This window comes from Photorhabdus aballayi (assembly GCF_026153155.1).
Taxonomy (GTDB): Bacteria; Pseudomonadota; Gammaproteobacteria; order Enterobacterales; family Enterobacteriaceae; genus Photorhabdus; species Photorhabdus luminescens.
The window spans coordinates 21,470-33,602 of record NZ_JAPFCD010000055.1 but is presented as its reverse complement, the minus strand read 5'-3'; the positions used below and the strand labels follow the sequence as shown (position 1 = coordinate 33,602).

The window sequence follows — 12,133 nt, the reverse complement described above, 5'->3', positions numbered from 1 at the left end:
GTGGTGCTCCGATAATCGCCGTTTTGGCAGGCTCGGATAAATAAGGAGTATTACCACTTGCCCCCATCATCATGTTATTAATCAATCTTTGTATCACATCAGAATTAGTCAATCTCATCATTCTGACTTTAGGATTATCTTGATTAAATGGCTGATTATTTTGCCCATCTGTTGTTTTATCCGGCTTTTGCATGACTACAGGAGCATTGCCAGGAATATCTGCCGCAAACTGAGAATATCCTTTCGGGAGGGCGCTTTCTCCACGTTTATCTACCCAACTCCCTTTTTTATCCCAATAGGCATTACCTTCCCCAATAAGAGCAGCACCAAAATCATGCCAAGTTTTCGCAGTCCTAATTCGCTGAAAGTAATCATATCCACCAAAAGCCCGATTAAGTGCTTTATCGATATATGGCTCTGATACAACAGCAGTGGCTCCAGCAACTCCCACTTTACCTAATATTCCGCCTCTGGTGACAAATTTTGACGCTTTAGCCAAATTAAGAATCTCACTTGTCACACTGGATATTCCTTTAATCATCTTCGCAGCCCATGCAACTGCAATGAAGGCCGCAAATCCCTTTAATACATTTTCCCAACCGCCAACGGCTTTGGCCCCTTGATTTATCCAACCAGAGATTTTTTCAATAGCTTTAAGGAATTCATCAATAGAGGGTTTCCATTTATCCCAATCAATAAAATGCTTACCGCCCTCTTTCCAGACCTTATAATCTTCATAAAGCAAAAGTAGCGCCGCCGCCAGTGCAGTAATCATCCCTATCGGCGAAGTCATAAAGGCGGTATTTAAGATTTTCCACGCAAATAGTAAGCCACCTAGTGCTTTAATAACCGTTTTTGTACTGTCATCCAGTCTGTCCCACCAGCCAATTAAATCACTAATAGCTTCACCAGCGCGAGTGACTAATAATGTTATACCATCAGCCAAACCCAGTACGATATTCAATACACGAGTAATAACCTTTTCTATTTTAGGGAAATTAAGCAGGATGATTTGTTGAAATGATTCGACGCGTCCAGTCAATCCCCCCGCCAAATCTGCGCCTATTTTTTCTTTTATCATCCCAAACAAATTGTCTAAAGCATTCATGCGCTCTATAAATTGGTGAGATTGCTGCGTTGCTTTAGTCGGGTTATAACCTACGGTTTTCGCCATGTCCTGATATTCAACGACATATTGACCAATCCCATGACGCATAGCCATCAAGGTATTTTCATCAATACCCAGTTTACTGGCATATCGATTAGCGCGATCCATCGGCATTTTCGATAACTGCTCACCCACCTGTGCTACTAAAGATGCCGTATCTCGAAGGTTGCCATTTACATCTCGGGTTTGAACGCCAATGTTCCGCAATAATCCTTCACCACCTGGATTTTTATGTAGGAAATTGGCAACGCCCTCAAGAGATTGATTAAACCCTTCAACACTTCCGCCTGCTTGACTGACGGCGTAACCAATGGCCTTAATTTTTTCAGCCGTTGCCCCTGTTTTCTGTGACTGCCAATAAAGTTTATCCAAACCGTTGGCAATTTGAGTGGTGAAGTTAATAACCGTTAGGGCTGCGTTTTTAATTTCCTCCCCCATTTTGAGAACATTAACCGTGACTTCAGTGATAACAGATATAAATTTACTCTGTCCGGCTTCATCAACATCAAACTTAAGCGATCCCAGAAAATCTTTCGTTGTTTCAACGTTATTGCTCACTTCGCCACCTCTCTATCACGGCTTCATTTTCTGATTTAACATCAAGGGCATCATTCATCAATGCAATATCAGCCAGGTCAAGAACACCATTTTTCAATGATTCATAACGGCACATGCCCGCAATGACCGGGCGTAACAGATAATCACGCCCTTTCGGGAGGGTTTCAAAATTTAAACTGGCTTGTCCTGGGATTACATTGCGCTCTCTAATGGGGCGGGAAAAAAATTTCCCAATGAGTCTCGGATAATAAAACCGACAATTTTCAACAGTTCAAAGCCGTTGATGTCATCAAACATCAATACCTGCCCATCAGATTCATAAATCCGACTCCAAATCCCATTTTGTTCACGAGAAACCACTGATAAGCAAATATCATTAATTTCATGCCGGTTAGATTTTCCTAACGCGTTGATAGATTCAACCAAATAAGGAAGCACTTCTTCAAAGCCCGCTACCCCATCATCGCTTTTAGCTGTCACAATCTTTTTCATCAGCGGCCCAAGTGCCGGAATAGCCGGAGCCAAAGCCACTGCTAAATCCTGTTGCTGAAAAGCGTTCAATTTACCACCGCGATATTTTTTACCATCAACTTCAAATTCCATGATCACTTATCCTCAAGCTCACTCAAACTACCGCAGCATAAGTCCGATGTTAAAAATGCGGACAAATGCTCCGGCAGATTTGACGGTGATTTAAATGTTTGTGAAGCAAGCTGGTTAGAATGTGCCTAACATGATGTCGATTTTTCCGCAATCAAAGATCCAGGCAACGGTATTACCGGCTTTGGCATTCTGCAAATCAGGCTGTTTCTGAAAGGCGACGGAACGTGCAACAGCAATGTCGTTACTTTGTTTATTGCGAATAACAATCACGTTATTGCCCCATGCTGCTGATGAAAGTGATTGCGCACTGAGCATCGCATTCAGTTTGGCGTTGACTGAACTGGTCTTAAGTAAATTAACCGTAATGGTTCCAGACTTGGTTGCATGCAATGAATGCATGACTTCTCCGTCTGCGCCAGTGGTCATGGTGTTTTTACTCTCCGACATAGTGACTGTAATCCCCTCATCCGAGAGCGCGGCGCCGTTACCAAGATCAAAAGAGCCGCCGACTCCCGTAATAGAAGCGGAAACATCAAGAAAAGAATATGTAGCCATTTTCAACCCTTATCTGTTTACATTAATAATGACATCAGCGTAGTGAACAGCGCCTGCTAATTTGATTGCACACTGAATAACTGGCGCTTTTCGAGCTTCCCGATCAGCTTGTGCCTGTGTCGCAATTGGCGGTGCGTAAACGTAATAACCTTTGGTCAATGTTGCGCCAGTATCCAATGCGCCGATTGGATCGCCTCCCCATACGCCATGAGCGATTAATCCATTTGTCACCGCCTGAGAAAGTGACTGTTCAATATTGGTGATTAAACGTGTAACACCTTCATCAGTCTGTGGGATCTTGCTGGTGCTGGTGTAAAGCAGGTTATAAAGATTGTTCTGAACGTAGTTTTGTAACCAATCCAAGCCATGACGCTCATCAATGAAATCCCCATTCGCCATGACACCTTCCTGAATAATGGCAGTATCATTGCTGTATTTAACAAAAACGTTGCCGTTTTGCATCTTCAATATATTGGCTTGCGTTGCGGTGAGGTTTTCTGCGATTACAGCGGGTTCCTGTTTAAATTTCAGGGTAATAGTGGTGTTATTACCGTTGAAATTGACGGTAAACATACGTCCAAATAGAGAAGCAACGGTATAAGGTTTACCGGTTGAATATTGCCAGAGCGTGCGCTGATAGTTTTTCTCTTTCAGTTTCGTACCAATATCGGTTTTAACGTCAGCATCCAATACGTCTGCTTTTTGCGCTGTATGTCCATAGATACGGGAAACAGATGCAGACTCGATGTAATCAGCAACAGACAGAATATCTTCATCCGTCAGAGAATTATCAGCAATAACCAGCCCATACCAGCCGCTGGATGCTGCACCCAGCGTCGCTACCGCCTCAGCAATGGTTTCTGCTTTGGTAGATTCGATAGCGGTAGCACCCGATATTTCGTCCAGCTTTAATAAATCACCAATATAAGTTCCCATCGTTGCTGGTGAAATATAACCAACAATATTCGCTGAATTCGGCATAATAGCGAAACGTGAAGAGGAGCTATCATATGTGACTGAACAATCTTTCAATTTATCCGCCACCCGTTGAGCGACTCCATTTAGATTGGTCTCTTTACTCAAATCGATGCCGTTGTATACCGTTTCTTTACCGTTAATCGTCAACTTAAAAGAACCATCGGTGATAGCAGTAAATTTGCTAATAATTTGCTGCTGTTTAGCCAATACGGCTCCTTGTAAAGAGGAGACCACATTGTCCTTAGCCCACCGACCAATATATAAATCAACAGGACGTGGCGACTGGGAATAATAAAGCGCTGCGGCCTGATATTCTGGTGAAGTCAGTCCAAAATCAGCACCGACGCCATCAATATCCGAATACCGGCGTAAACGTTCGTGAGGATTGATCACGTTGCTTGCGCCAATGATCAATAACGCACCAAAGTTCCGGGACTGAGCCGCATGAGGAGCCATATTCAACGTGACATTGATAATGTTTGAAACAGGTAAACCCTGCATAATTTAATCTCCTAAGAATTTGACAGGCGCTTCCACCAGTGATTTAACACCGTATTCACGCACTACTTTTCGCCGCAAGGTGATCGTCATGTCATAACGACGCACCTTCTGGTTATTGATAAGTTCCGGTAAAGACGTCAGCCGACTGAGTTTGTCTACTGAAAGACCGAAACGCTCCAACTCATCATTGTTCTGGCTGACCGCCAGCCCATCACGAAAACGGGCGCCGTACCGTTGGCTGTTCGGGCCATAAAAGGAAACCAAGCACACAATTTCTTCATGACGCCATAACTTGGTTCCTTCATCAGTCTGGTTCTCAAAAGCAGGCGAGGCATCCGCAATAAAATCCGTGATAACAAAATCACACCAGTCATCATCTGCCAGTAACGGAGGCAGTTGTGCTGATATCCATCGAGAACGCACTTTATCGTCAGACAAACCAGAAACACCCTCCACCCAACGACTCAGTATGTGCTCCAGCTCATCATCGTACTCAGGCCCAGATGTGACAGGTGTTAACCAACCCGCTTTATCACTACCGTTGCTCATCAAAAATACCTCCATCAAACAGCAATAATTCGCCCTGTAACTAGATAAACCAAGCCTGTATAAGGGTTTAGTTCTCAGCACCAAGTTATGATTGATTTAATAGGGATACCGACCGCGAAAAAGGTAAAAAAATAGGCGTAAGTAATTCGCGACGGCAAATACGAAAAAGGCCGCAATACAATGCAGCCTCAATACAATGCGACCTCAACACAATGCAGCCTCAACACAATGCGACCTCAACACAATGCGACCTCAACACAATGCGACCTCAACACAATGCGACCTTATTATCTGCAAAAGCTGAATGAAAAAAGCCCCGATATTTCTATCGGGGCTTATTAAGCTTAATCAAGGCTTACTAGCCTTTGCGCTTATTCGCAACTTTAACTAATTAGTACACTACCATAGCTTTTTGCGTACGCGCAAGCCTTTTGTGTTTTTGTATTTCATCATCCATTTCTAACTTAATATCGAGCATAGCCAAGCATCCCTGAACAAAACTTTCACCCTTTTGCAACCGGGAACGTACTTCAATATCAGGTACTTTAATTAAACGCGCGATGGATCGTTTGGAAATCCCCAAAGCGTAGTACATAAATAAAACTTCAATTTCTTCAGACTTATCTACCGTCTGCAACTTTGCGATACAAGCATCAATGATCAAGCCATCGTTATCACAGCAGGAAGGGCGTAATGAACGAGTTGACGCAATTAGACCTTTAAATCCAGCAGCGATCGGTGGCCAATTAACACCTGTGGCATCATCAACCCAACCGCCCCAACACTCTAAAACTTGTTGAATATTGCGCATATATTTTGACCTTAACTTTTAGTAACAAATAGTAGTAAAAATTATTTTCATGATGGTCTCATGCGTCCATGCATTCGGCATTATAACAAATTTATCATTCTCTATTTTTGTGTTTCTCTGCTACGTAACTACATCGTTTAAATACACATGCTTACTTAGTCTATTAAACATCAATAGTAAATAACCCCTATTCTGGACCAAGCTTAGTTTCAGAGGAAAACACATAAATATCGTTATTAATACGGATGGTCATAAGGTGTTTATCTTCCTCATCCACGTATTTATTATACAAATTTATAATCTTCATTTAATCCTCTAATGTACCTTCCTTTAAAACGCTTAGCGCCTAAAGCAACACGCATGTTCTTTATTATTTATCAAAATTTTTCAAGCAACATAACACCCCCTTTTTATTATGAGATGAAAAATGCATTAAATAAAAAATAGCACATATTTTTTGCCTCATGGATATTTGAGTGTAAAAAATATTTTGGTTCCACTTTGAAACCCTTCGTAAAATGCCGATTAAGAATGATTCCTACACCTATGTCGAAGACCACAGAAATCGGCCTGTTTACAGCGTGATAAGCAACTAACCGGTGCAAATGTGAGATCTCAATAACCCCATTCTAAATATCTCCACCAGATTAGACCAGACATTTAAGACATCGACAGGATTAATGTTATTAACGATAAATTACCGATTATCAGGTAAATATCTACGTGAAAAGTTTTAACACTGTCAGACTATATCCTCTTCCGATCAATGAGACTTTTAAACTTATGCTATTCAGTAGATAGTTAGCAAAAATATTCTCCTGATCTGAAATTAATTTTATCTGATACTCTTTTGCAACACCAATATCCTCTGCTATTTTCTATCCTGCCCCATCTTATTTTCCGCTCTCGTCAGACGAATAGATAGATACATGCCGATAGCAAACATTTTTTCATGCTGGAAAACTGATACCCCAAATGCCAATATTTTTCTCTGTTAGCTTTTACAAGCGAAAATAAATCTGCATTATTTAAAAGTTTGACATCTTTTATTCTTAGTTATTCTGTTTCATTCCTAACTGCCTGACAGTAAGTTTAACTATACGATAAATTCAGATGTCGATTTAAACAGGGGATGAAAATAGCAACAATTACTGGATATATAAACAGAGCAATCCGAAATGGAGCAAGAAAAAAGCCGTTACCTTCTGAAAAGATAACGGCTTCTTATTTGATTTGGTGCCGGCTACCGGAATCGAACTGGTGACCTACTGATTACAAGTCAGTTGCTCTACCAACTGAGCTAAGCCGGCGTATTTCAGGGCTAGCCCCCGAAAGCGTGCGCAGTATATTACAACCCAACGCAAACAATCAAGCATAAATAATAGATTATTTAAAAATATTACCAAAACACTTATCATTGGTGACATGCTTAACAACATACCATGACTTGAAAGCCCACTAATGCAAGGCTGCCGCCATGAATCCTCAGAACTGCTTTAATTCCTTATTATGATGCAACCGACGATCTGGTTATTTTAACATCAAAAAAAACAGCTCACTTACTGACAAATCAGAAATAGTAACGAAATGTTTTATTATCTTTACCAACTATCAGAAAATAGGTTATGGTTATAAAGTAGCCTTATTGTTCGGTAGCAGTGGAAGATAAGACATTTAAGAAACAAGCTATAATAGCTTTCTTACCATTGTCAGAATCACAATTTTTCCACTTTGCTTTGAATTATTACCACAGGGAAATAGTTGACTGCTATAAATGCAATATGCTATTTAAATTAGACGCAAATCAAAAAAACTAAACTAGGTATGCGCTAATATTAAGTGTAAGTTAAATCATTTCTATAGGTTATTATAACTCAAAATTATCAATTATGAGGTAAATTATGCTGGGCGAAAATAACTTAATTGCACATCAAGTCTTATTTACCTTCAAGGATGGAATAAGCTGGGATAGTGAAAAAGCTATATTAGCCGAGAAGGTGACTTTAAATCATATAAATGAGATAAGTGAAATAAAAGGATGGTTTTGTGGTCGCAGTACGGTAGACAGAAAACAATCGGTTGACTTTAGTTTAATTGGCTACTTTGAAAGTTACGAAGACCTGAACATATATATGCATCATCCCGATCATATAAAAGGCGTAGTGCTATGGAAAGAAATAAGTACATGGACAGTCTCTGATATTATTATCGATGTAAATAAGTTGATAAATTTTACTCAGTCAATAGGAAAGTCGTATGGAGTTTGACGAAAACCTACATAAAAGTGTCGTCGTTATCGCTGATAGTCTACCACTTGGGTTAGCCATGAATGCATTGAGCGTCATTAGTGTTTCAATTGGCAGAAATATTAACGGCATTGTAGGGCACGATGTCTTTAGTAAAGATAGCATTTGTTATCCCGGTGTCATTAAGACGCCTTTGCCTATTTTGAAAGCAAGCCATGATGTACTGGATGCTATTCATAATGAATTAAAATCTAACGATAATTTTAAATTGAGCCCTTTTTCCTGTTTAGCGCAATCATGCAGAACATATGAGGAATACGAAGGGAAATTATCGGCTGAACATTCGGATGAATTGAAGTTGTCCGGCATTGGCATAGTTGGACCAAAGAAAGACATCAATAAACTCACTGGCAACTTACCACTTTATAAATAACCAGGTAGCATATATGTATTCCATTTTTAGAACCGATCTTCATGAGTTAGGGCTGAAGTACCTTACCGAATTAAAAAGATATCTATCTGGCGAGATAGATATTTCTGCATTGGAAAAAATACAATATGAAAAGCTGAAAGAAATCATAAATTATACAAAAAATGGTTCAACTTTCTATCAAGATCGCCTAAATACAATAAACCCAAATAATGATGACAATTTATCCTCATTTGTTGAAAAACTGCCCTTTACCACAAAATTAGATTTAAGTAAGGCAGGAAATACGATATCTTCAGATAGCCTGAGCAATGCCTGGATATATTATGAAACCACGGGAACAACTGGGCCATCCACGCCCTGTCCTCGCAATGAAATAGATTCTTTAGTCAATAATAGTTTTCTGACTCTGCAATATGAGTCTATTTTTAATCAGGAAGGCAAACAACACATTATTGGCGTGATGGGTCCAACAGAATTGCACTCCACTGGAGATACATTTGAAGATGTATTTCGCAGTTTAGGGCATACCGTTATCAAAATGTGGCCTCGTTCGCCGGTTGTTGGTATGCACAGAGTGTTAAGGCTAATACAAGACCTCAAAATAACCGCTTTAGTTTGCACACCCGCAGTCGCCGCTGAGTTGCTAAAATATTGCCGAAATAATGCATGTGATGCAAAAGAATTAGGTATCGAGATCATTTTAGTTCTTGGCGAACTCATTACGCCAAATAGATTAAGAAACTTATCTCGGAATTGGGGCGCCAAAATTTACAACTGTATGTATGCTTCACAAGAAACGTCAATCCTGGCAGCTTGTAACGACACCAATAAGCTTATTACTATTCCATACAACAATTACTACGAACTCATTTGCCCTTTTACTCAGCAAAAACTCAATGTTGGTGATAATCACGTTGCCGGTGAATTAGTAATTACCCATTTATATAAAGGGAATAAACCTCTGATTCGCTACAAAACAGGGGATATGGTTCGGTGTAAAGCAATAGGCTTAAATCAATGGGAAATAGAACCCATCGGCAGAGTAAAAGATGTATTAGTATTAAACAATGCTAATGTATATGCTTTTGATATCGAAAATGCCATCTTTGAAGAACTCGAATATTGTTTCGAATACTTTATTGAAATCAACAATACCACCGGTACAGATGAGCTTAAGATCACTTTAGAGCCATGTGATGAATTAAATAATGCGTCACTCATTAGCAAGATAAAACAAAAAATGGAATCCAAATTCAATATGCATGTCGACATCCATGTAGGAGATGTTGGTGGACTGATTGGAACCGCAGCAATGGTAAGCTGGAAAGCAGCACGTATCCATGATCTGAGAGATGATACCAACAATATTGAACGAAATTCAGCTTTAGAAATCATGAAAAAGAGGGCAACTAAATGACAAATAATATCGTTAGCCCAGTGAATAAAGATTGGATTGTATTTCTAGATGGGGAATATCTCAATTTTAGCAATGCGACCTTTCTTGCCAATACACAAGCTTTAAATTATGGCACCGGTACATTTGAAGGAATCCGAGCTTATTGGGATCAAGACAATAACCAACTTAATCTATTTAGAGTGCATGAGCACTATGAACGGTTAATTCAATCAGCTAAAACATTAAAAATTGAGTTGCCCTATACCAGTCAGGAGTTAACCGACATTACTAAAAACATCATCATTAAAAATGGTTTCAAACAGGATATTTATATCAGGCCATTAGCGCTTAAAAAGTCGTTAATGCCGGGTGAGAAATTTGGCGTTAAGCTAAGCGGCGTCAACTCAACCCTCTGTATTAACGCTTTACCTATGGGCGCTTATGCCAAAAAAGCAGAGTTTAAATGCCTTATTTCAAAATGGCGACGTGTATCAAATGCGGCAATTCCATCATCTGCCAAAATTACCGGCACTTATGTTAATTCCGCACTTGCTCATGAAGATGCCAAAGAAAATGGATTTGATGATGCTATCATGCTAAATGAACAAGGCATGTGTGCAGAAGCAAGTACATCAAATGTTTTTATTGTTAAGGACAATTGCGTTATTACACCATCGCTTAGCGCTGGTATACTCAATGGAATAACCAGACAATCTGTTTTCGATATTTGTAAATTCCGCAATATTCCCTGTATTGAGTCAGAAATTCAACAAAAGGATCTCTATGAAGCAGATGCCTGCTTTTTAACAGGCACTGGCCTTGAAATATCAATTGTTTCGCAAATAGACAATGTATTATATATACAAAAAGAAGATTCTATAGCCAATGTTATTGCCAAAGATTACCAAGAAATCATTAGAGGCAGAATAGATCAATTCTCACATTGGTTAAACCCGGTTTATTAGTGTAATTCCAGGAGAAACATCATGGAATGTGTTTTTTTTAGTTTCAACAAAGATACATTTGATGTTATAAATATTGCTACCTTAGGCCCATCAGGTACAAGTAGCGAACAATCGGCTATTCGTTTTGGTGAATTCGCCATTAAAAATAAAGTCGCCAAAAGTTACCAAGTTGCTTTATGTAATACTTACGAAGAAGCGAGTAATCAAATTATTTTAAACAACTGCCAGGCATTGGTAGTAGCCAATGCTTATTACAATATCAGTGAGTTTTATATGGATAACAGGTTTAACTTGTCATCCGCATTTTTAAATTACACGCCTAATTATGGTATCGCTGTTCGTGATGAATTAACTACAGATAATATCGTCATTGCAACCCATCCGGCGCCAAAGGCTTTAATCCCTGAGTTGTTGCCTGATAATCTAAAAATTGCAGACATTATCTTTAAAGATTCAACCAGTTCAGCGGCAAAAGCCGTCGCTAATTCAGAGGTAGATGCCGCACTCACGACAGAAGTGGCAGCAAAATTACACAATTTAAAATTTATTTCTCATATTCGACCGATTCAAATGCTTTGGTCAGTATTTACAGCCACATAAAAGCTAACCTTGCTTTAAGATAAGAAAATATATAGATCTATTTAAAACTTCAATATAATATACAGAGGTTATTATGTCTTTACTTACTTTGCACACTATTACTACTACACCTGAAAAAAGTAAAAAATTACTTCAAAGTTCGATTAATGATTTCGGCTGGATACCTAACCAAAGTGGTTATATGTCAGAATCCCCTTCACTATTAGCTGCTTATCAACGAGCACACGATTTATTTATTGATAGCTCACTGAATGAAGAAGAAAAAGCTGTGGTGTGGATTACAACCGGAATAGAAAATGGTTGTAATTATACAGTTCAGGCACACGCTTATATTGCAATTCATAATGGTGTGGACAAAAAAACAGTTAAGGCATTGATTGAAAAAACCGACGATCTTTCCCCACGATTATTGGCGCTACGTGAATTTACCATAGAAGTTATTTACTGCCGGGGACAATTGAAAAGAGATGCCATTGACCTATTCTTAAGCCGCGGTTTTAGCAAACAGAATATGTTAGATGTCGTATTAGGTGTTTCTCAAAAGAATATGTCGACAATTCTCAATAGCATTGCCGGAACTGAAATTGATGATAAATTCAAATTAGACGATCTATACCCAATGGATTTCAAGATGCATTGCGACGGCAAGGGAGCGAATCCCCGGGAGCATAGATAACTATGTGATAGATAACTATGTGATAGATAACTATGTGACCGGAGTGAGTGCAGCCAACAAAGAGGCAGCTTGAAAGATAACGGGTATATAACTG

At 39.3% G+C, this 12,133-nt stretch carries 12 protein-coding genes, 1 tRNA gene and 1 pseudogene; 6 read left to right on the top strand and 8 right to left on the bottom strand.

Annotation, left to right across the window (positions count from 1 at the left end):
• The 8 genes and pseudogenes from OO184_RS20365 to OO184_RS20335 form a co-directional block, all read right to left on the bottom strand.
• A pseudogene (locus tag OO184_RS20365) lies at window positions 1–1,726 on the bottom strand (hypothetical protein); the annotation flags it as partial.
• Complete coding sequence (locus OO184_RS25365; protein WP_376712594.1) at window positions 1,716–1,784, bottom strand: DUF6889 family protein; 69 nt, start codon at window positions 1,782–1,784, stop codon at window positions 1,716–1,718. The pseudogene OO184_RS20365 and the gene OO184_RS25365, both read right to left, overlap by 11 nt.
• Window positions 1,785–1,918: 134 nt before the next feature.
• On the bottom strand, window positions 1,919–2,329 hold the full coding sequence (locus OO184_RS20360) for a phage tail assembly chaperone (protein WP_265380755.1): 411 nt from the start codon (window positions 2,327–2,329) through the stop codon (window positions 1,919–1,921).
• A 114-nt stretch (window positions 2,330–2,443) separates the two neighbouring features.
• Entirely contained in the window at window positions 2,444–2,884 is a 441-nt protein-coding gene (locus OO184_RS20355; protein ID WP_265380754.1) for a DUF3277 family protein, read from the bottom strand.
• Window positions 2,885–2,893: 9 nt separating this feature from the next.
• Entirely contained in the window at window positions 2,894–4,363 is a 1,470-nt protein-coding gene (locus OO184_RS20350; RefSeq protein WP_265380753.1) for a DUF3383 domain-containing protein, read from the bottom strand.
• Window positions 4,364–4,366: 3 nt separating this feature from the next.
• Window positions 4,367–4,915, bottom strand: a complete 549-nt coding sequence (locus tag OO184_RS20345; RefSeq protein WP_446500476.1) for a phage neck terminator protein — start codon at window positions 4,913–4,915, stop codon at window positions 4,367–4,369.
• A 388-nt stretch (window positions 4,916–5,303) separates the two neighbouring features.
• The gene (locus OO184_RS20340) at window positions 5,304–5,723 is read right to left on the bottom strand and encodes an antiterminator Q family protein (RefSeq protein ID WP_265380751.1); all 420 of its coding nucleotides are present in this window, start codon (window positions 5,721–5,723) and stop codon (window positions 5,304–5,306) included.
• Window positions 5,724–6,957: 1,234 nt separating this feature from the next.
• Window positions 6,958–7,033, bottom strand: a tRNA-Thr gene (locus OO184_RS20335).
• Between the two features lie 591 nt (window positions 7,034–7,624).
• Between OO184_RS20335 and OO184_RS20330 the strand changes: the two genes are divergently transcribed.
• From OO184_RS20330 to OO184_RS20305, 6 genes are all read left to right on the top strand, one after another.
• Complete coding sequence (locus tag OO184_RS20330) at window positions 7,625–7,990, top strand: Dabb family protein (RefSeq protein ID WP_265380750.1); 366 nt, start codon at window positions 7,625–7,627, stop codon at window positions 7,988–7,990.
• Window positions 7,980–8,402: a DUF2000 domain-containing protein gene (locus OO184_RS20325; protein ID WP_036814954.1), complete on the top strand. Its 423-nt coding sequence runs from the start codon at window positions 7,980–7,982 to the stop codon at window positions 8,400–8,402. Before OO184_RS20330 ends, OO184_RS20325 begins: the two co-directional genes overlap by 11 nt.
• Before the next feature lie 13 nt (window positions 8,403–8,415).
• A complete protein-coding gene (locus tag OO184_RS20320; protein ID WP_265380749.1) occupies window positions 8,416–9,819 on the top strand; it encodes a phenylacetate--CoA ligase family protein in 1,404 nt (467 codons plus the stop codon).
• The gene (locus OO184_RS20315) at window positions 9,816–10,763 is read left to right on the top strand and encodes a branched-chain amino acid transaminase (RefSeq protein WP_265380748.1); all 948 of its coding nucleotides are present in this window, start codon (window positions 9,816–9,818) and stop codon (window positions 10,761–10,763) included. Before OO184_RS20320 ends, OO184_RS20315 begins: the two co-directional genes overlap by 4 nt.
• A 21-nt stretch (window positions 10,764–10,784) precedes the next feature.
• Entirely contained in the window at window positions 10,785–11,363 is a 579-nt protein-coding gene (locus tag OO184_RS20310; protein ID WP_265380747.1) for a prephenate decarboxylase, read from the top strand.
• Window positions 11,364–11,436: 73 nt separating this feature from the next.
• Entirely contained in the window at window positions 11,437–12,039 is a 603-nt protein-coding gene (locus OO184_RS20305) for a carboxymuconolactone decarboxylase family protein (protein ID WP_265380746.1), read from the top strand.
• Window positions 12,040–12,133 lie beyond the last annotated feature (94 nt).

Coding starts and splice junctions, on each gene's coding strand:
- OO184_RS20360 (WP_265380755.1), bottom strand. CDS start 2,329: ATGGAATTTGAAGTTGATGGTAAAAAATATCGCGGTGGTAAATTGAAC.
- OO184_RS20355 (WP_265380754.1), bottom strand. CDS start 2,884: ATGGCTACATATTCTTTTCTTGATGTTTCCGCTTCTATTACGGGAGTC.
- OO184_RS20350 (WP_265380753.1), bottom strand. CDS start 4,363: ATGCAGGGTTTACCTGTTTCAAACATTATCAATGTCACGTTGAATATG.
- OO184_RS20340 (WP_265380751.1), bottom strand. CDS start 5,723: ATGCGCAATATTCAACAAGTTTTAGAGTGTTGGGGCGGTTGGGTTGAT.
- OO184_RS20330 (WP_265380750.1), top strand. CDS start 7,625: ATGCTGGGCGAAAATAACTTAATTGCACATCAAGTCTTATTTACCTTC.
- OO184_RS20325 (WP_036814954.1), top strand. CDS start 7,980: ATGGAGTTTGACGAAAACCTACATAAAAGTGTCGTCGTTATCGCTGAT.
- OO184_RS20320 (WP_265380749.1), top strand. CDS start 8,416: ATGTATTCCATTTTTAGAACCGATCTTCATGAGTTAGGGCTGAAGTAC.
- OO184_RS20315 (WP_265380748.1), top strand. CDS start 9,816: ATGACAAATAATATCGTTAGCCCAGTGAATAAAGATTGGATTGTATTT.
- OO184_RS20310 (WP_265380747.1), top strand. CDS start 10,785: ATGGAATGTGTTTTTTTTAGTTTCAACAAAGATACATTTGATGTTATA.
- OO184_RS20305 (WP_265380746.1), top strand. CDS start 11,437: ATGTCTTTACTTACTTTGCACACTATTACTACTACACCTGAAAAAAGT.